Here is a 21008-nt window from a genome sequence, read left to right on the forward strand (position 1 = left end):
TTTTAGTGTAATTAACTAAAATAATAATTAGTAAAAATACTGAATTTAGGATAGTATTAAAAAATAGCTTTTATATTAAGAGGAAATTAAAGTGATTTGTTCTAATATAAATGAAATTTAGGTTTTTAAATAAACCATAGAGAATAGATGATTAAATATACATAAGGGAGTTTTAGTGGATGGTTGAAAAGAATAAAGAATATATTTTTGATATAATCTCTCAAGGATATGAGGGTGAAGGAATAGCTAAAATTGATAATAAATACCCAATTTTCATTGAGGGAGCTTTAAAGGGCGAAAAAGTTAAAGTAAGAATAGTTAAGGTTAATAAAAATTTTGCCTATGGAAAACTTATGGAAGTATTAGAAGCTTCAGAGGAAAGAGTTAATCCCCCTTGTGCTATTTATAAAAGATGTGGTGGATGTAAACTTCAGCACGCTTCTTACAAGGCACAATTAGATTTTAAATGGGATAGAGTTAAGGACTGTGTTAGCAAGATTGGAAAGTTAGATCCTAGCATAGTTAAATATCCTTTAGGAATGGAAGAGCCTTGGAGATATAGAAATAAGGTTCAGTTACCAATAGGGTTAATTAATGGAGAGGTTAAAATAGGATTCTTTGCTCCAAGAAGTCATGATATTATCGACATGGAATCTTGCTTAATTCAAGATGAAATAGGAGATAAGGTTGTTAAACTTACTAGAGAGTGGATAGAGAAATTTAATATAAGACCATATAATGTAGATGGTGAGTATGATGAAAAGGGAATAGTAAGACACATAATGATAAGAAGAGGTTTTACAACTAATGAGGTTATGGTTGTCTTAGTTACAAATGGAGAAAAACTTCCTCATAAAGAAGAGTTTGTAGACTTAATGGTTAAAAATATTCCTGGAATAAAGAGTGTTATACAAAATATAAACTCAAAGAAAACTAATGTAATATTAGGTTTAGAAAGTAAAACTCTATGGGGAGAAGATACAATATCAGATTACATAGGAGACTTTAGATTCAACATATCTCCATTATCATTCTTCCAAGTAAATCCTACTCAAACAGAGGTTTTATATGGTAAGGCTTTAGAATATGCAAATCTTACAGGAAATGAAGAGGTATTTGATGCATACTGTGGAACAGGAACAATAACATTATTCCTATCACAAAAGGCTAAAAAAGTTTATGGAGTAGAAATAATTCCACAGGCCATAGATAACGCTTGGATAAATGCAAAGGAAAATAAAGTAGAGAATGTAGAATTCTTCGTTGGAGAATCAGAAGTGGTGATTCCAGACTTAATAAATAAGGGAGTAAAAGCTGATGTGGTAGTAGTAGATCCACCAAGAAAAGGATGCGATAAAAAATTACTAGATGCCATAACAAATATAAATGCTAAAAAAATAGTATATGTAAGCTGTGATCCAAGTACCTTAGGAAGAGATCTAGCAATATTAGAAGAGAATGGCTATAAAACTTTAGAAGTTCAACCAGTGGATATGTTTCCTAATACATCTCACGTAGAAAATGTAGCTAAGTTAATAAAAAAATAATTGTAAAGTTTAAACTTATTAGTGTGACTGAGTTGTGACAGACTAATGACAGAGTTGAAACCAGAGCTTTTTTAGTGATATCAATGGGTGTGCTAGAATTGACGAACTTTTTTTACTCTTTATATATAGGGAATTAAAAAAATAGTATAAAAAAATGAAATTTATTTAATTGTATATATAGTGAGTAGAAAATATATAAAGTCCGGCAAGGTCAGTCATAATTCAGTGATACCAATGGTTTTGGAGTTGACGGACTTTTTTAAAACCAGTCACAAAACTGCTTGCATTTACAAAAAGTCAAAAAACTTAATAAAAAATCAAAAAAATAGTACCCTCTAAAGGCAGAAAAAAGAGCCTTTGGAGGGTTTTTATTTTAGAAGATATAAGGGTTAGACAGAGAAAAGAAAGGAGAAGAAGTAAGACAATTACGGAAATCTCTAAAAGTCGAAAAAGAAAAAGGGTAATGAAAACCACGAGAAAAAGGGGAGAAAATTAGTTCGATAATTTGGGGAGTGTACCAAGACAAGCGAGTTTGAGGGGGATGTTTTGGTATGACTTTTTGGGGGGAGTACAATTGTAAAGAGACATAAAACTCGAAAAAATACCCTGAAAGCTTAACTGGAACCAAGAAAGTTGAAATAGAATAGATTTTTAAAGGATAGCTTACAAGGAAATAAAAAGAAAAAATAAGTACACTCTGGAGGAAGAAAAGAAGATCTTTTGGAGTGTTTTTGCATGAAAAAAATGTGTAGGGAATTAATATGAAAAAGGTTAGATTATATATAGAGACCTTATAATTTTTTTGTTTTAAAAGTTTTTTTATATGGATAATTAAATTTGTTGAAAAAATGGAAATGTTTTATAATTAGATGTATAAATATTAAATAGGGTGGGAGATAAGTATGGCAAATTTAGTACCAAGTATAGATGAAATAGAAAATAGTAAACCTTATCCAGAAGATGGTGAGATATATTTAATAAAATACCTTAAAGAAAATTTAGATGATAGCTATGAAGTGTATTTTCAGCCGTTTTTAAATGGAGATAAGCCAGACATTATTATAATGAAGCCTAATGTAGGTGTTTATATAATTGAAGTTAAAGATTGGAATTTAGAACATTATACTTATTTAAGACAATATCCAAATAAAATGGAAGAAATTTATCTTAATAAGAATGGCACAAGGTTAAGAACTCCTTTTCAACAAGTAGAGAAATATAAGAAAAATTTATTTGGCTTTTATAGTAATAAGCTTATAGAAAGGAAAGTATACAATAAAAATTATTATGGTGTTGTTAAATGTGGAGTATATTTTCATTTGCATTCAGAAAATTATTTAAAACAGTATTTTAGTCTTGAAAACACAATGACATTAAATTATATAAAAGTATGGGGAAATAATTCACATATTATAGAAGATATTAAATCTTGGGCTGAAGATATAAAAAATGTACTTTTTGATAAAGATATTTATGAGGAATTATTAATTTTATTGAAGCCTCAAATACATACTGAGGATATGGGACAATATTTAACTTTTGACAAGAGTCAATTAGAACTTTGCAAAAGTTCACATAATAAACAGAGTAAGATTAAAGGGGTAGCAGGTTGTGGGAAATCTTTAATTTTAGCTCGAAGAGCTGTAAATGCAGTGAAAAGGACTGGCTCACAGGTACTTATATTAACTTTTAATATAACATTAAGAAATTATATTAGAGATAGAATAAGTATAATTAGAGAAAATTTTAATTGGAATAAGTTTGAAATAAATCATTTTCATCTTTTTATTTATCAAAAAATAAATCAGTATAATGGAGAAATAATATGGGATGATTTTGAAGATGCAGAGTTAGATCAATTTAATAAAGATAAGTTTTATAATTCTGTTGTAGATTCATTAGAATGTATAAAAGATAAAATTAAAAAATATAACGCTATATTCATAGATGAAGGTCAAGATTATGATAAAAAATGGTTTGATATAGTTAAAAAGTATTTTTTAGCACCAGATGGTGAATTTGTAATATTTGCTGATGAAAAGCAAAATATATATCATAGGGCAGAAATCGATAAAGACAAAAAAATTACAACTAATATACCGGGAAGATGGAATGAATTAAATAAATCTTTTAGAATTGGAAAAGAAATTTCAAAATTAGCATGTGAATTTCAAAAAGAATTCTTAAAAGAAAAATATAATTTAGATAAAATTGAGGTAGCTAATGAACAATTAGCTTTTAACATTGAACAAAATTTAGGTGTTAATTTAAGACAAGATATAGTATTTAATTGTATGAATAAATTAGAATATATTGAAATATTTAAAGATATTAGAGAATATGCTAAAAAAAATAGAATTGGTTATAATGAAATTTGTTTTATTAGTGGAAATATAAAAGGTTTAAGAAAACTAGAGTATGATTTAAGAAATACATACTTAATAAATAGTGAAATTACTTTTGAAAAAGAGGAAGAATATTTAAAGATAAAAGATTCTTTAAATTCAAATTTACAGTTAATAGAAATAAGAAGAGCGAGAAAATATAATTTTCAAATGAATAGTGGAAAACTTAAAATAAGTACTATTCATAGCTTTAAAGGATTGGAAATAGACAATTTAGTATTAATTTTAGATGAAGATAGTGATGAAAAAATAAGCGATGAATTAATTTATACAGCAATCACAAGATGTAAGAAAAATTTGTTTATATATGGAGTTGAAGATTCAAAATACTATAGATTTTTAAGTGAAAATTGTAAAAAAGTAAACAATTTAAAGTCTAAAGATAAGAAAGATAGTTTCAAAAAATTAGATAGTTTAATCTTAAGAACATTGTTAGCAGGAGAAAGTATGCTATATCTAGATATGAGCGATTTTTTAGATTATGCAATAAATAAGACAATATTTATTGAAGATAAAATAACTTATTTTGAAAATTTTGATGAGGTAATTTTCGAAGTTATACGAGAGTGTATAATAAATACTCAATTTAAAACTGGAAAGGATAAGTTTTATACTATATTTGGTAGTTGTACTAATGTGGGAAATAAAGTTAGTTCTAAGCAAAATAAATTATTTTCTTTTGGTGATAATTTATTAAGTGATTTAAAATATTATCATGTGTATTATAATGGATATATAAGGACTACATTCAATATATTATTTTATGGACATAATGATGGAGCACTTGAGGAGTATAGAAGTTTTGATATCGATGATGTAATAACAAGGTTTAAATATTATTTAGAATTATTTTCAATAAATAAGTTAAGATATTCTTATGAAGATTGTACTTTTGGTGAGTTTGATGAAAAAAAAGAAAGAGAATTAGAGCATATTAAGAGATTAATGATAAAAGCACATTGTGGAAAAACTCATTTTTAGATTTTTAATCAATAGCCATTATTAGGAAGCGAAAATATATAAATTAACATTATAAAGATATGCTTACTTATGTTTCACATAAGAGATTATATAATTATTTTTGATAAAAAAGTAAAAACATCTAAGAAAGTGTAGATTCTTAGATGTTTTATTATTTGTTAAATTATTCTTATTTTGATATAATTTTATATGGTTAAATAAGTAATAATAGTAAAATAAGTTTATATTAAACTTATTTTAGAGAGGATATTGAGATGAGTTCTTTTATTAATTCAAATATAGAGTTAGTAAATAATATAAATACGGTTTTAAAGAAGAAGAAAAATTCTTTTATAAATATAGTTAATGATAAATTAACTTTGTCTGTTTTTTCTCTTCTTGAGAAGAATCTAAGTAATGTTAAAGATATTAATTTTCTTATTAGGGATACTAGGAGTATTCCTTCAAATCATGAAATTTCTAGAGAGTTCCAAATTGATATTAATCCAAATGATATGTTATTTAATTCTTATGACATAATTGAAAAAAACAAATTAAAGCATTTGTTAAAGCGAAGCCTATGTATGACTATATATATTTAGTGTAAATATGGAATAATAACAGATTTTAAAAAGGGCTTATGAGGATATGGAGAGAGTAATAAATGAGTAATTTTGAAAAAGTACCAGTGGGAATATTAAATAAAGTAGAGAATAATAAACAAATATTTATAGCAGAATTTAAAGACAAGCTTCAAGAAGTATTCCCATCAGCAGTTAAAGATGGAATAGTAGACTTTGAAGCATTACTAAATGAGTTTGGAAAATATGCAGAAACAGATGAAAAAGAAAAATATAACATGACTTGGGTAGGGAAAAAAGAAGCGATAAAAACTGCTAATGAAGATATAATAGGTAAAACATTAAAATACGTTTCAGAAGATAGCAAAGATTCAGAAACAACACAAAATCTTTATATAGAAGGAGATAACCTAGAGGTTTTAAAGCTTTTAAGAAATTCTTACTATGGAAAAATAAAGATGATTTATATCGATCCACCATATAATACTGAAAATGACTTTATATATAAAGATAACTTTAAAATTGATAAAGAAAAATATGAAAAATTAGAAGGTTCAATAGATGAATATAATGAAAGATTAACAGCCAGTAAAAAAGGAAGTGGAAGATATCATTCTGATTGGATGAATATGATATATCCAAGGTTAAAAGTTGCTAAGGACTTATTAAGTGATGATGGAGTTATACTTATATCTATTGATGATAATGAAGTAGTTAACTTAAAAAAGATATGTGATGAAATCTTTGGGGAAGAGAATTTTATAGCTAATTTAGTATGGGAGAAAAAGAAAAAAGGGTCATTTTTAGCAAAGTCTATAACAAATATAAAAGAGCATATACTTGTTTTTTCGAAGGTTAAGGATTATTTTGATGGGTTAATTGGAGAAATAAATGATAATCAAGAAACATATCCTTGTGTAAATGCAAGTAATAAAAGAGAAATAAGAATAATACCAAAAGGTATTATAAGTAAATTTAAAGAAAAGGACTATATATTAAATAAAGGCAGTATTATATCATCTGGCACTATGAATTTAATTTTACATTCAGATTTAATAATTAAAGATGGAAAGTTAGCTAATGAATTAGTTATAGAGGGTAATTGGAGATATAGTCAAGAGGCAATGTATGAATATGCTATTAATAGAGAGTTGTATTTAACACAAGATTTATATATAAGAAGAATAGTAAGTGAAGTTAGATATAAAGCATTAAAGGATTTATTGCCTAGAGTTGGAAAAGATAAAAATTCAGTTAATTTAAATCTAAAAGATTTGTTTGAAAGTGGATGGAGCTCAAATGAAGATGCTGATGATGAGATGAGATTACTAATGGGAATTCAAGGTTTGATAGAATATCCTAAACCAACTAAGCTAATAATGAAAATTATAGCTTCTTATAGAAAAAAAGAATTTATAATTCTTGATTTCTTCTCAGGAAGTGCTACTACAGCTGATGCAGTTATGCAACTAAATTCAGAGGATAATGGAAATCGTAAGTTTATAATGGTTCAATTACCTGAGTTATGTAATGAGAAAAGTGAAGCATATAAAAATGGTTATAAAAATATTTGTGAAATTGGTAAAGAAAGAATTAGAAGAGCAGGAGAAAAAATTAAGGAAGAAAATAAAGATAAAGAAGGAATAGAGAGTTTAGATATTGGATTTAAGGTATTTAGGGTTTCTGATACTAATATTAGGTGGATTAGTGAGGCTATTAAGTCTAATGATGGGGTAGAAGAAAAGGATATTATAACACAGGAAGAACTTAGAGAGAATGAATCTTATAAGGATAGATTAGATTTTAATCCTTGGTTTACAGATTTAGATGTTGTTTATGAAATGATGCTTAAGAGACAAGATATTGAATTAACTGAGAGAATAGAGAAGTTAGCTTACATAGGGGATAGGACTTATTTAGTTGGATATACAATTCTTGTTTGTCTTGAGGAAAATATAACTAAGGAAATGGTTAGAAAGATAAGTGAGATTGAAACTTCTTTATCTTGGATTGTTTTTAGGGATAGTGCTTTTGATGATGATATTAACTTAAAGACTAATACTATAAATTTACTTAGAACTTTGATTAAAGAGAAGAATCCTAGAAATAAGAATCAAAAGATTCTTTGGATATAGGAGGGACAAGCTATGAGTAAGAGTGTTAAGTTTAAGTTTGAAAAGAATTTGCCTCATCAAGATAAAGCAATTGATTCAGTAGTTTCTCTTTTTAGTGATGTTGATAAAAGTATAGATAATTCTGTTTATTCTGGAACTATAAATGCAATTAGAGAAAAGTTGCAAGGAGAAATTGTTGATAGAAGAAATAATCAAATTTCTAATGGGAAAAAGTTAAGAGATAATCTAAGAAAGATTCAATCTAATAATGGATTAATCTTAAATGATGAGGTAGAAACAGATAATAATACATTAACCTTCACCATAGAAATGGAAACAGGTACAGGAAAAACCTATGTTTATTTAAAGACTATTTTAGAGTTATATAAGAAGTATGATGGAAAGTTTAAAAAGTTTATTATAGTAGTTCCTACTGTTCCTATTAGAATGGGAGTAGAAAAGAGTATAGAAATGCTTAATGAACATTTTTCAGAACAATTTGATGGACTTGATATATCAAAACATGTTTTCATTTATAATTCTAAACTTAAAGATGTTGCAGAAAGTGTTAGAAGGAAATTTATTGATAGTCAGGATTTAAGTATTTTAGTTATGAATACTCAAGCTTTTAATAAGGATACTAATATTCTTAGAAATACAGATCATGAGAAAAATACTGAAAATATAAGTGTTTGGGATGAAATAAGACAACTTCATCCAGTTGTTATAATTGATGAACCACAAAAATTTGATGGGGGTAAGAATAGTAAGAAAAGAACATCTTCTTTATCAGCTATAGATGAGATTCAACCTACATTTACACTAAGATATTCAGCTACTCATAATGAGATTATAAATCCCACTTATAAATTGGATTCATATGCTGCATATAGAGACAAGCTTGTTAAAAGAATAAAAGTTAAAACTGTTAATAAACTTGTTCCAACAGATTTTCCTTATATAAGATATTTAGAATTTACCAAGGATTTATATGCAAAAATTGAAATTTTTTATGCTGAGCAGGGAAAAGAAATTACTAAGAAAACTTTTAAGGTTAGACAAGATAGTAATGGAAATATATTTGAGTTATCAGGAGATTTACCTCAATATAGAAATTTTAGAATAGCTGAGAATCCTTTTAAAGGAAAGAGTTTAAAAATAGAAACTTCAGATAGACTGGTTGAAATAAATGAAGGGGATTGTTTAAGTCCATTTTCAGAAAAGGAAAATGTAAGAATTCAAATGAAAATAGCCATACAATCTCATTTAGAACAACAATTTAATCTTCTTGAAAGTGGGCAGAAAATAAAAGCTTTAAGTTTATTCTTTATAGATAGGGTAAGTAAGGTAAGAGGAGAAGATGGAGAGGATGGAGAATATTTAAAAATATTTGATTCAGTTTATAATGAAGTAATTTCTGACCCTACTTACAATAAGATTTTTGAAAAGTATCCAGATTATTTTAAAGAATATAAGGACACTAAGAAAGTAAGACAAGGATATTTTGCTATTGATAAGAAAAAAGGAAGTACAATAGTTAAAGAAATTGAGGGATGGAATGAGGATGGAAATGATTCTTCAATTTCTTTAAAAGCTAAGGATAAAGAATATATTGAAAGAGGTATTGAATTGATTTTAGAGAAAAAGGATGGATTAATTTCTTTTGAAGAGCCTCTTGCATTTATATTTTCTCACTCAGCACTTAGAGAGGGGTGGGATAATCCTAATGTATTTACTCTTTGTACCCTAAAAAATAGTAGCAATTCAATAGCTAAGAAGCAAGAAATAGGAAGGGGATTAAGACTTCCTGTTGATACAGAGGGGAATAGATGCAAGGATGAAAGTTTAAATGTTCTAACTGTGGTGGCTAATGATAGTTATGATCACTTTAGTGAAAAACTTCAACAAAGCTATGATGAAGAATCAGGATTTAACAAGGATGAAGTAACTAATGATGTTATAAATATAGTATTCAAAAAAGCAGGGATTCCAATAGAAAAAATAACATCAGAATTAACAACTGCTTTTAGAAATGAATTAAGAGAAAATGGACTTATAGATAAAAATGATATTCTTAAAAAGGATGCTGAAGAAAAGTTTAGTGAAATTCAGTTTAAAAATGAAACTTTAAAAGAACACTCAGCTAATATTAGAAAAGAATTTGTAAACCAAATGAAAAGCAAAGGCTCTAAGAAAATTAATATTGAAAATGGTGATTTAACCCCTGTTAAAAATAAAATGCAATCATATGTTAAGGAAGCTGATTTTAAAAGGCTATTAAAAGGAATTAATGAAAGATTAGCTCAAAAAACTATATATAAAATTAATATTAATAAAGATAATTTCATAGAAGATTGCATTAAAGAAATAAATAATACTCTTCATTGTAAGGAAATAAGCAATATAGTTGAGCATAGTGAAGGTATGCATTATATTGATGAAAATAATAAAGCTAAATTTGAAAAGTCTACTGAATTTATAACAGAAGAAGTAGTTGAAAATATCCAAGTTAAAAGTGATTTTGAAATCATAAATTATATAATGGTTGGTACAGAATTGCCGAGAATGACTATAAGTAAAATATTAAAAGAAATTAAAAATAGAAAAATATTAAATAGTCAAGATTATTTAGATGATGTAATGATGATAATAAAAGAAATATTCATAAGACACCAAGTAAAAGATAAAATATCTTATGAACTTTTAAATGGGTATAAGTTTGATAGTAAGACTATATTTTCAATAGATGAGATTAATGCAACAGAATTAAATGACCCCAAAATTATAACTTATAAAGCAAATAGCTTAAAAAGAAAGGCTATTAATGAGTATTATAAATTTGATAATGAAAAAGAATTAGAATTTGCACAATCCTTAGAAAATGATCCTAATATATTACTCTTTACTAAGATTAAAAAGGGAGGGTTTGTAATATTAACTCCTTATGGAAACTATTCTCCAGACTGGGCTGTAGTCTACAAAAATAATTATGGTAAAGCAGAAATTTATTTTATAGTTGAAACAAAATTTGATAAAAAGGAAGCAGATTTATCGGAAGTAGAAAAATTCAAAATACATTGTGGAAAAGAGCATTTTAAAGTAGTATCAAAAAATAGTGAAGACTATGTTAAGTTTGATTGGGCAAATTCATATGAACAATTTAAAGAAGAATCTTCAAAGGTTAAAGTAATGCAGTAGAGTATACAGTTTTTTTTAATAATAAAATTATATAAGAAATAAAGAACGAGAATTTTTTATTTTATAAAGGATAAAGAGAAAGAAGATAAAAATAAAAAGTTATACAATTAAGGGGCTTCAAAAATTGGAATAATAAAAAAGTTAAAGAAATAATGAGAAATTTAGTTCGATAATTTTAAATGTTAATTACTAAACTAATAGACATTGAATACAAAAATTCAATGTCTATTTTTATATTAAAAAATATCTTAAGTAAGCATTATTTTATTTACTAGGAAAAGTAAGAAAATTATTATTTTTAAGAAATATTATTAATAAAAGTTGCTCTCCATAAAATTTAATATGGTGGTTAAGAAAAGAAGTTTAGAGTTATTATAAGTAAATGACAGTAAGGGAAAAAAATAGTATAATTAATTAAATTGGTTATTTAAAATTATTAAATTGTATGGAGGTAAAATATGAGTAATTTAGATTGTTTTTTAAGCTTATTAATTGGAAATTTTGATAACTCTGAACAATTCAAGGATTTTGAAAATAATGGAGTTAAGGATTTCCCATTTGCAGAACATGTTAATACAATTTGTAATAATAAGATAAAAAATTTGCCGGAAAATTTTAAAGGGAAATTTCTTTTAGAAGAAAGCTATTATACTTCTAATGGTAAAACACATGCATCACCACATCTATTTTTGTTTACAGAAGAAACAAAAGGAATAAAGCTTACTTCTTATGAAATTCCAGAAGGTTATGATAAAAAATCTTTTAATTATGAAAATATGAATTTAATAGATTATTCAGATCTTAAAATATCTGAAAAATTTACTCCTGCTTTTTATGTGTTTAAAGAAAATTTCTGGGAAGGTGGAAGTGTTAGTAACTTCTCTCCTATTATGAAATTTACTTTATTTGAACGTTTTTCAGAAAAACAATTAGAGGTATCTGAAACTATAGAGGTCAATGGAAAAAGAACCTTTGGATATGATGATCCTATTATTTATAAAAGAAAATAATTAATTTTATAGTAAGTACATGTCTTAATTGATATGTACTTTTTTAATATCCATTTTATGAAAAAATATAAAGTTAATGTTATAATTTATTAATAGAAATCAAAAGGGGGAGATTCTTTTGGCTCAGCAATATACTAAAAAAATGATTCGTAGCGTATTTATAGAGTTGTTAAATGAAAGACCGCTAAATAAGATTACTGTAAAAGATATAGCATCAGCTTGTGGAATTAATCGAAATACTTTCTACTATTATTATTCAGATATGTATGAGCTTTTATCTGAACTTTTTCAAACTGAGCTTCAAAATGTTATAGATGAATATAATGACACTATGTCTTGGGAGGAAAGCTTTGTACTAGCAACAAGGTTTGCCTTAGGAAATAAGAAAGTAATTTATCATGTATATAATTCAATGCAGAGGGAAGAATTAGTTAATTATATTTACAATGTTTCAGGAAACATGATGGAGAGGTATGTTAAGAAGTTAAGCCATGGAATAAATGCTTCTGAATATGACATGAAACTAATAGCAACTTTCTATCAATGTGCACTTACAGAAATGGTAATTCAATGGATTTCTTCTGGAATGAAGGAAGATCCAGATGCCATCATAAGAAGAATAGGAAAATTATTTGATGGAAATATAAAATTATCACTTCAGCGTAGTGAAGAGTTTAATAAAATTGGTGAGAAATAATTTATAGGATTAATAAATTAATCAGGAAATACCCTAATGATTAATAAAAATCTTTTAACTCTTTTAAGAAATCTTTAGAAATTTAGGCACAAAGAGAGTTATGCCTAATTTTTAGTCAGATGTGTTTAAGTGTTTGAACTTTGAACACTCCCCTTATTTATCTAATGAAATATATGGTAAAAGGTTATATTATAGATTTAAAGGAAGTTAGAGTTATTTTTAAAACTTACACTTAGTAAATAAAATCTTATATTCATAAGATTATAACTTATTAATCAAGGATTGATTTAAAAAGGCTAAGATTTGTTTTGAAAACTTATAGCTAGTTTTAAGAAAGAAGGGGATTTTATGAAACTTAAAACACATGATGACAGACTTACTTTAACAAATGGAAGCTATCATGCATTAGTACATGCTAGAAAACCTAAAGGAATTGAAAATAAAAGTGCATATTTAATTGGTACTGGAATAGGTGCATTAGCAGCAGGATGTTTTTTAATTAGAGATGCACATATGGATGGTAGCAAAATAACATTTTTTGAACAATTAGATCTTCCAGGAGGCTCTTTAGATGGAGAAGTACTTCAAAATCTAGGTTATGTAGCTCGTGGTGGACGTGAAATGGGACATCACTTTGAAGTTTTATGGGGTTTATTTAGTTCACTTCCATCTACTGAAGATCCAAATATGACAGTATTAGATCATTTCTTCTACACAAATTATGATGATCCAAACTATAGTAATTGTCGTATAACTCATAAAAATGGAGAAAGATATGACAACGCTAAATTTAATTTAGGACAAGATTTAGCTAAGGAATTAGCAGAGTTTGTTCTTATACCAGATGAAGAACTTCAAGATAAATCAATTGATGAAATATTCTCTGAAGAACTTTTAAATACAGACTTTTGGACATTATGGAGAACTATGTTTGCCTTTGAAAACTGGCATAGTGCTTTAGAAATGAAATTATATATGAATAGATTTATACACCATGTTGGTGGATTACCAACACTTTCAGCACTGCAATTCTCAAGACATGATCAATATACATCTTTTGTAAAACCAATGGTTAAATTCTTAAAAGAAAATGGGGCTAGGTTTGAATATGGAGTACATGTTGAAAATGTAGAATTCGACATAAGCGATGATAAAAAGGTGGCTAAAAAAATAGTTGCTAAGGATAAAAACGGAAAAGATATTTCTGTAAACTTAACTGAAAATGATTTAGTATTCATAACTAATGGTTCTATGACAGAAGGTTCAGGATATGGTGATGATAATACTCCTGCTCCATTTAATAAAGAACCACAAGGATGCTGGGAATTATGGAGAAATATTGCTAAACAATCAGATGAATTTGGACATCCAGATAAATTCTGTACAGACACTGAAAAATCAAACTGGGAATCTTGTACAGTAACTTGTCATGATGAACGTGTACCAAAATACATTGAAAAAATAACTAAACGTTCACCATATGGAGGAAAGACTGTAACAGGAGGAATAGTTACAGCTGTGGATTCCTCATGGCTAATGAGTTGGACTATAAATCGTCAAGAACAATATTATGGCCAACCAGAAAAAGATGTAGTAGTTTGGGTATATGGATTATTCTCAGATGTTGATGGTGATTATATTAAGAAACCTATGAGAGATTGTACTGGTAAGGAAATTACAAAGGAATGGTTATTCCATATAGGCGTTCCAGTTGATGAAATTGAAGAACTTGCTGAGTCTTGTACAGCAATTCCTGTAATGATGCCATTTATAACTTCACAATTTATGCCTCGTGAATTTGGAGACAGACCTTATGTTGTTCCTAAGAATGCAGTTAACTTTGCTTTCCTTGGACAATTTGCAGAAACTTTAGATGATCCAGGAAGAGATACAGTATTTACTATTGAATACTCAGGACGTACAGCTATGGAAGCAGTATATGTATTAACTGGAGTTGAAAAGGGAGTACCTGAGGTATATGCATCAAGATATGATATTCGTTACTTATTAAATGCTGGAGTATGTTTATTAGATGGTGAAAAACCAAAACTTGATTTACCACCTTTAGCAAAGAGAAAAGTAATGAAACAAATAGCAGGAACTGACATAGAAAAATTATTAAAAGAATATGGAATTATCTAAGTAAAAAGTGCTTAGGATTATAAGCATAATAATCTTAGATTAAAATAAAAATATAATATAGTAAGTATATTTAATAGACCATGATAAATAGCAACCTCTTAAAAATTGGGGGCAGTTATTATGGTCTATTTTTTATTTTGGTATTTTAAATATTTCTAAAATATAATATAAATCAATATGGATAAAATTTAAAATATTATACTATAAATATTAAAAATATATTTTTAGTATAATAATATTTAATAGAACTTATAAACTTAAGATTAAATATATTAATTAAAGGATATGAACAAAATTAACATATAAATAACTAAAAATACACTTATGAGAAAGATTTAGTTTTGGTATAATTAATAATTACATTATAAAATTTTTGAGAAAGGGAGGGGTATATAGAAATGAAACTAATACTAAAATATTTAAAGAACTACAAATCAATTTTTATCTTAAATGTTATATCAGTATTTGGGTTTGCTTTAGTTGAGCTTGGAATTCCAACTATTATGGCAAAAGTTATAGATATTGGAATAATAAATAATGATATTTCTTATATCAAAAAAATGGGCCTAGTAATAGTAGTTATTTCTATAGTTGGTGTTATGGGAACAATATTACTTGGATATTGTTCATCTAAGATTTCAACTGGAATAACTAAGGATATTAGAAATGATATATTTAAAAAAGCTCAAGAGTTTTCCCATACAGAATATGATGAGTTTGGAGTTTCTTCTATGATAACAAGAACTACAAACGATCCTTTTGTTATTTTACAATTTACAAACACACTTCTAAAAATGGCTTTAATCACACCAGTTATGTTTACTATAAGTTTAGTAATGATACTTAAAACAAGCCTTTCCTTATCTTTAGTTTTAGCAGTGGTAATTCCTATAATAATTTTAGGGGTTATATTAATAGCTAAAACTTCTGAACCTTTATCAGAAAAGTTACAAAAAAGGTTAGATAAGTTAAATAGAATATCTAGAGAAAATTTAACTGGTATAAGGGTAATAAGAGCCTTTGGAAATGAAAAGTATGAGGAGAAGAGATTTGATGAAACAAATGAATCCTATGCAGAGGTGGCTAAAAAGTTAAATAAACTTATGGCAATATCTCAACCACTTTTCTTTTTCTTACTTAATATCGCTATTATAGTTATCTTTTGGATATCTAGTAAGATGATAAATGTAGGAACACTTCAAGTTGGTCAATTAGTTGCCTTTATTGAATATCTATTCCATGCAATGTTTTCAATAATGCTATTTTCTATGGTTTTTGTAATGTATCCAAAAGCACAGGTTTCTGCTAATAGAATTATGGAAGTTTTAAATACAGAACCAATAATAAAAAGTCCTAAAAATGGAATAAAGGATACAGAAAACAAGGGAACAATAGAGTTTGAAAATGTATCTTTTACTTATCCAAATGGAGAGGAGCCTGTAATTAAAGATGTATCCTTTAGTGGTAAAAAGGGAGAAGTTATTGCCTTTATAGGAAGTACAGGTAGTGGTAAGAGTACACTTATAAACTTAATTCCAAGGTTTTATGATGTTACTAAGGGAAGTATAAAAATAGATGGAGTAGATGTAAGAGATTATGATTTAAAATATCTACGTAAAAAAATAGGTTTCATTCCTCAAAAGACTCTTTTATTTACTGGTAGCATAGCAAATAATATAAAGTTTGGTAAGAAAGATGCAGAGTATAAAGAGGTTGAGGATTCAGCTAAAATTGCACAGGCTTATGAATTTATTTCAAATAAGCCTAATAAATTTGATGAGATAATAACAGAGGGTGGTTCTAACGTATCTGGTGGACAAAAGCAAAGACTTTCCATAGCTAGGGCAATAGTTAGAAAGCCTGATATATACATTTTTGATGATAGTTTCTCAGCTTTAGACTTCAAAACAGATGCAATCTTAAGAAAAGAACTTAGAGCTGAAACAAAGGATGCCATTGTATTAATAGTGGCTCAGAGAATAGGTTCTATAATGGATGCAGATAAGATTATAGTTCTAAATGAAGGGGAAGTAGTTGGAATAGGAACTCACAAGGAATTAATAAAAAATTGTCCTATTTATCATGAAATAGCAACATCACAACTTACAGAGGAGGAGTTAGCAAATGAATAAATTTAAATCAGTAGTAAAAAAGATTTCTCCTTTTGTTGGTAAGTATAAGTGGGCTTTTTTAGGAGCTATTTTATTTATAATTTCAGCAGCTGTTTTCACTGCTATAGCACCAAGAACAGAAGGATTAATAATAACTCAATTAACTAAGGATTTTGAGGGAATTATAAGAGGAGTTTCTGGAGCTTCAGTTAACTTTAATTATATTTTTAAGGTATTAATCTTATTATTTTTAGTTTATGCAGGTGGTACAGGATCAACTCTTATAGCAAGTTTCTTATTAACTAATGCAATTCAAAATACCATGAAAAATATTAGAAATGAAGTTGAGAAAAAAATAAATAGACTTCCAATAAGATATTTTGATGGTAATAGTTATGGAGATGTACTAAGTAGAATCACTAATGATGTAGATACCATTTCTAATGCATTGCAGCAAAGTTTTGTACAGGTAATAAATGCATTTTTATCTGTAGGATTAGCTTTGATAATGATGTATTCAATAAATATTAAGCTAGCATTAATTGCAACATTAATAATACCTTTAAGTATTTTAATTACAAAGATAATAGTTTCTAAATCTCAGAAATTATTTAATAGTCAACAAAAGGCCTTAGGAAATCTTAATGGAAAAGTACAAGAAATGTACACAGGCTTTAATGAATTAAAGTTATATGGAAAAGAAGATGATGCCTTAAATGAATTTGTAAAGGTAAATGAAGAGTTAAGAGAAACAGGGTTTAAAGCTCAATTTATATCAGGTATAATGTCACCTTTAATAAGTCTTGTTACTTATTTAGGAATAGCTGTGGTAGGGGTAGTAGGTTCTATAATAGCTATAGGTGGTGGAATTACCGTTGGTAATCTTCAAGCATTTATACGTTATATTTGGCAAATAAATCAGCCTTTATCTCAAGTAACTCAATTATCATCAGCAATACAATCAGCAGTGGCTGCCGCTAATAGGGTTTTTGAATTCTTAGAGGAAGAAGAAGAGGTTAAAGATCCTAATAATGCTATAAAAATTGAGAAGCCAAAGGGAGATGTAACTTTTGACCATGTTAAATTTGGATATAAGGAAGATAAGCCACTTATAAAAGATTTAAGCGTAGATGTCAAAAGTGGTCATATGGTTGCCATTGTTGGAAAAACTGGAGCAGGTAAAACTACTCTTATTAATCTTTTAATGAGATTTTATGATGTTCAAGGGGGTTCAATTAAAATAGATGGTGTTGATATTAGAGATATGAAACGTGAAGATTTAAGATCTATGTTTGGTATGGTTCTTCAAGATACATGGCTATTTAATGGAACTATTTATGATAATATTAGGTATGGTAGATTTGATGCCACTAAAGAAGAAATAATAGAGGCAGCAAAGGTTGCAAATGTTCATCATTTTATAAAAACATTACCTGGCGGATACAATATGTTATTAAATGAAGAGGCTTCAAATGTATCTCAGGGAGAAAAGCAACTTTTAACTATAGCTAGAGCAATTTTAAAAGATCCAGCTATATTAATACTAGATGAGGCCACAAGTTCAGTTGATACTAGATTAGAATTATTACTTCAAAAGGCCATGAGAAATATAATGAAGGATAGAACTAGCTTTGTTATAGCTCACAGACTTTCAACTATAAGAAGTGCAGATTTAATATTAGTAATGAATGATGGTAATATAATTGAACAGGGAACTCATGAAGAGTTAATGAAGCAAGGTGGTTATTACGAAAGTCTTTATAATAGTCAGTTTGCTAGTAAAGAAGTAAATTAAATAAACTTTAAATACTAGGCTGTATTTTAGGGATATTTATTCTAGATATATATTTAACACTATAGAAAAAGCAATCTAAATTAGTTTAGATTGCTTTTTCCTATTAATACTTTTAATAAATTACCATGTTTTATTTCATCCTTAGCTATTTCTTTAAGTCTAGGGAATTCTTCTCCAAGTTTTTCATATACTGGGCCACCATTAATTTCAGCATTTATAAGCATTTCAAAAACTTTCTCTTTACCTAAGTTTTTATAAGCAGCTTCTATTTCTTCAGATGATTTATTGCAAGGTTTTAAAATCTCTTTTGAATATTCTCTTATTATTGAGGCATGTCTTCCTTCATCTGCTGCTATGCTTAATAAAACATTTTTTTCTTCTTCAGAACTAGCAAGTTCAGCAAGTTTTCTATAAACAAGAACTGCATCTAATTCTCCTTGTTGTAATTTTAATAAAACTTCATTTTCATTTTGTTTCATAATAAAATCCTCCTAAATCTGTTTTGTTAAATTTAATTGTATACAATTAAATTGTATAAATTAATTTTATATCTTTTATAAGCTTCTGTCAAATAATTTTTAAAAATAAAATATAAGTTTACAAATTTTAAGTGACTCACTTTTTATATTATGAAGATAGGGTTTAATAAATAAAAACTTAAAAAGAATAATTAAAGTTATGTAGCTTTAGTAAAGAAAATCATAGAATGTAATATAAAAAAATATACAAAAGAAGGAGTAATTTATGGAAGGAAGAAATAGTAATAATTTAAATGGAATTGATGTGTCAAATTGGCAAGGTAATATAAATTTTAAAAGTGTAAAAAATGAGGGGATTGAAGTAGTTTATATTAAGGCAACAGAGGGAGACTATTTTAAGGATTCATATGCAAAACAAAATTATGAAAGAGCAAAAGCTGAGGGCTTAAAGGTTGGTTTTTATCATTTCTTTAAGCCTAATAAAAATGCAAAAAGACAAGCTAAATATTTTATTGATTATTTAAATGAGATAGGGGCTACTGATTATGATTGTAAATTAGCCTTAGATGTTGAAACTACAGAGGGTAGAAGTGCGTATGAACTAACCACCTTGTGTATAGAATTCTTAGAAGAAGTAAGAAAGATAACAAATAGAGAGGTTGTTGTTTACACTTATACAAGCTTTGCAAATAATAATTTAGATAATAGATTAGGAGTTTATCCCCTTTGGATAGCTGAATATGGAGTAAAAGCACCAAAGGATAATAGAGTTTGGAGTAGTTGGATTGGGTTTCAATATTCAGATAAAGGGAATGTAGCTGGTGTATCAGGAAATTGTGATATGAATGAATTTAAAGAAGAAATATTAGATGTAAAAAATAATTTTAAATTGTATAATGCAACCACTAAGAATGTATCAACTTATCTTAATACAAGAGAAAAAGGGGAGATAGACTCTAAGATTATAGGGAAGATACCAGCCGGAGAGAAATTTATGATAAAGTGGGTAGATTCTAATTATTTAGGATGGTACCTTATTGAATACAAAAATATTACTGGATATGTAAGTTCTAAATATGTAGAAAAATTTCAAATGGCTACCACCTACAATGTAAGTGATTTCTTAAATGTAAGGGAGAGAGGAACTACAGATTCAAAAGTAGTTGCAATTATAGATGATGGAGAAATATTTAGAATTGATTGGGTAGACTCAGATTATATTGGATGGTATAGAATAACAACTAAGTATGGTAAAAACGGTTTTGTTAAGGCTGACTTTGTTAAAAAGATTTAGTTATAGTTCTTATATTAAGAGAAGATGAATCAATAAATATTTAGGGAATTTGATATAAATTTTATGTATTTTTTTGGTATAAGTTCTATTAAGGTGAGAATTAATTAAACTCTTTTAAAAATTTTAAAATGTGATTATGAATTAAATATTATTAGTGAAAGTATATTTGAAAAATAAGGACAATTAAAGAGAATTATAAATATTATATATTGATATAGGTAACAAAAGTTAAATTAAGTTTAAGAGGTATAGTTCTTATGGAGAATATAATAAATTATATAAAGTGGGGGATTGTATCCTTAGGAACTTTATTCACTTGGATATTTGGTGCATGGGATATTCCACTAATAACTTTATTAGTATTTATTTTTTTAGATTATTTAACTGGGGTAATTAAGGGGTGTAAAAGTAAGGAATTATGTTCGAATATAGGATTAAGGGGAATAACTAAGAAGGGTCTTATATTAGTTGTTCTTTTAGTTGCTGTTATGCTAGATAGATTACTAGATAATGGAACTTGGATGTTTAGAACACTTATAGCTTATTTCTATATAATGAATGAGGGTATAAGTATATTAGAAAATTGTGCAGCCTTAGGAGTACCTATACCTGAAAAATTAAAACAAGCGTTGAAACAGTTAAATAATAAAAAATGATATTAAATAAATTATTTTT

13 protein-coding genes are annotated in these 21008 nt (G+C 27.1%); 12 read left to right on the forward strand and 1 reads right to left on the reverse strand.

What is annotated here, in order from left to right:
- The first annotated feature begins 179 nt into the window (after window positions 1-179).
- The 10 genes from rlmD to CPF_RS01850 all read left to right on the forward strand — a co-directional run bounded on the left by rlmD (window position 180) and on the right by CPF_RS01850 (window position 18560).
- Complete coding sequence (gene rlmD, locus CPF_RS01805) at window positions 180-1547, forward strand: 23S rRNA (uracil(1939)-C(5))-methyltransferase RlmD (protein WP_011590155.1); 1368 nt, start codon at window positions 180-182, stop codon at window positions 1545-1547.
- A gap of 902 nt (window positions 1548-2449) precedes the next feature.
- A complete protein-coding gene (locus CPF_RS01810) occupies window positions 2450-4933 on the forward strand; it encodes a nuclease-related domain-containing DEAD/DEAH box helicase (protein WP_011590157.1) in 2484 nt (827 codons plus the stop codon).
- Between the two features lie 254 nt (window positions 4934-5187).
- Window positions 5188-5514: a hypothetical protein gene (locus CPF_RS01815; RefSeq protein WP_011590158.1), complete on the forward strand. Its 327-nt coding sequence runs from the start codon at window positions 5188-5190 to the stop codon at window positions 5512-5514.
- A 62-nt stretch (window positions 5515-5576) separates the two neighbouring features.
- Window positions 5577-7628: a site-specific DNA-methyltransferase gene (locus CPF_RS01820; protein ID WP_011590159.1), complete on the forward strand. Its 2052-nt coding sequence runs from the start codon at window positions 5577-5579 to the stop codon at window positions 7626-7628.
- A gap of 12 nt (window positions 7629-7640) precedes the next feature.
- Entirely contained in the window at window positions 7641-10805 is a 3165-nt protein-coding gene (locus CPF_RS01825) for a DEAD/DEAH box helicase family protein (RefSeq protein WP_011590160.1), read from the forward strand.
- A 458-nt stretch (window positions 10806-11263) separates the two neighbouring features.
- Window positions 11264-11815 (forward strand): hypothetical protein, encoded by a 552-nt coding sequence (locus CPF_RS01830; RefSeq protein WP_004457634.1) that lies wholly within the window; start codon window positions 11264-11266, stop codon window positions 11813-11815.
- 118 nt (window positions 11816-11933) lie between these two features.
- Complete coding sequence (locus tag CPF_RS01835; protein WP_003455253.1) at window positions 11934-12512, forward strand: TetR/AcrR family transcriptional regulator; 579 nt, start codon at window positions 11934-11936, stop codon at window positions 12510-12512.
- 348 nt (window positions 12513-12860) lie between these two features.
- Window positions 12861-14654 carry an oleate hydratase gene (locus tag CPF_RS01840; RefSeq protein WP_003461039.1) on the forward strand — a complete coding sequence of 598 codons (1794 nt, stop codon included), beginning with the start codon at window positions 12861-12863 and terminating at the stop codon, window positions 14652-14654.
- 398 nt (window positions 14655-15052) lie between these two features.
- The gene (locus CPF_RS01845) at window positions 15053-16786 is read left to right on the forward strand and encodes an ABC transporter ATP-binding protein (protein WP_011590161.1); all 1734 of its coding nucleotides are present in this window, start codon (window positions 15053-15055) and stop codon (window positions 16784-16786) included.
- Window positions 16779-18560, forward strand: a complete 1782-nt coding sequence (locus CPF_RS01850; protein WP_011590162.1) for an ABC transporter ATP-binding protein — start codon at window positions 16779-16781, stop codon at window positions 18558-18560. The genes CPF_RS01845 and CPF_RS01850 overlap by 8 nt, the downstream gene beginning before the upstream one ends.
- A gap of 80 nt (window positions 18561-18640) precedes the next feature.
- Here CPF_RS01850 and CPF_RS01855 read toward each other — a convergent pair whose 3' ends face one another.
- Window positions 18641-19039 (reverse strand): ferritin family protein, encoded by a 399-nt coding sequence (locus CPF_RS01855; protein WP_011590163.1) that lies wholly within the window; start codon window positions 19037-19039, stop codon window positions 18641-18643.
- A 265-nt stretch (window positions 19040-19304) separates the two neighbouring features.
- Between CPF_RS01855 and CPF_RS01860 the strand changes: the two genes are divergently transcribed.
- Together CPF_RS01860 and CPF_RS01865 are read left to right on the forward strand one after the other, a co-directional pair.
- Window positions 19305-20333: a GH25 family lysozyme gene (locus CPF_RS01860; RefSeq protein WP_011590164.1), complete on the forward strand. Its 1029-nt coding sequence runs from the start codon at window positions 19305-19307 to the stop codon at window positions 20331-20333.
- A gap of 257 nt (window positions 20334-20590) precedes the next feature.
- Window positions 20591-20989 carry a phage holin family protein gene (locus tag CPF_RS01865; protein ID WP_011590165.1) on the forward strand — a complete coding sequence of 133 codons (399 nt, stop codon included), beginning with the start codon at window positions 20591-20593 and terminating at the stop codon, window positions 20987-20989.
- Window positions 20990-21008: the final 19 nt, after the last annotated feature.

Origin of the sequence: Clostridium perfringens ATCC 13124 (genome assembly GCF_000013285.1) — a bacterium.
Lineage (GTDB): Bacteria > Bacillota > Clostridia > Clostridiales > Clostridiaceae > Sarcina > Sarcina perfringens.

Coding starts and splice junctions, on each gene's coding strand:
- rlmD (WP_011590155.1), top strand. CDS start 180: ATGGTTGAAAAGAATAAAGAATATATTTTTGATATAATCTCTCAAGGA.
- CPF_RS01810 (WP_011590157.1), top strand. CDS start 2,450: ATGGCAAATTTAGTACCAAGTATAGATGAAATAGAAAATAGTAAACCT.
- CPF_RS01815 (WP_011590158.1), top strand. CDS start 5,188: ATGAGTTCTTTTATTAATTCAAATATAGAGTTAGTAAATAATATAAAT.
- CPF_RS01820 (WP_011590159.1), top strand. CDS start 5,577: ATGAGTAATTTTGAAAAAGTACCAGTGGGAATATTAAATAAAGTAGAG.
- CPF_RS01825 (WP_011590160.1), top strand. CDS start 7,641: ATGAGTAAGAGTGTTAAGTTTAAGTTTGAAAAGAATTTGCCTCATCAA.
- CPF_RS01830 (WP_004457634.1), top strand. CDS start 11,264: ATGAGTAATTTAGATTGTTTTTTAAGCTTATTAATTGGAAATTTTGAT.
- CPF_RS01840 (WP_003461039.1), top strand. CDS start 12,861: ATGAAACTTAAAACACATGATGACAGACTTACTTTAACAAATGGAAGC.
- CPF_RS01845 (WP_011590161.1), top strand. CDS start 15,053: ATGAAACTAATACTAAAATATTTAAAGAACTACAAATCAATTTTTATC.
- CPF_RS01850 (WP_011590162.1), top strand. CDS start 16,779: ATGAATAAATTTAAATCAGTAGTAAAAAAGATTTCTCCTTTTGTTGGT.
- CPF_RS01855 (WP_011590163.1), bottom strand. CDS start 19,039: ATGAAACAAAATGAAAATGAAGTTTTATTAAAATTACAACAAGGAGAA.
- CPF_RS01860 (WP_011590164.1), top strand. CDS start 19,305: ATGGAAGGAAGAAATAGTAATAATTTAAATGGAATTGATGTGTCAAAT.
- CPF_RS01865 (WP_011590165.1), top strand. CDS start 20,591: ATGGAGAATATAATAAATTATATAAAGTGGGGGATTGTATCCTTAGGA.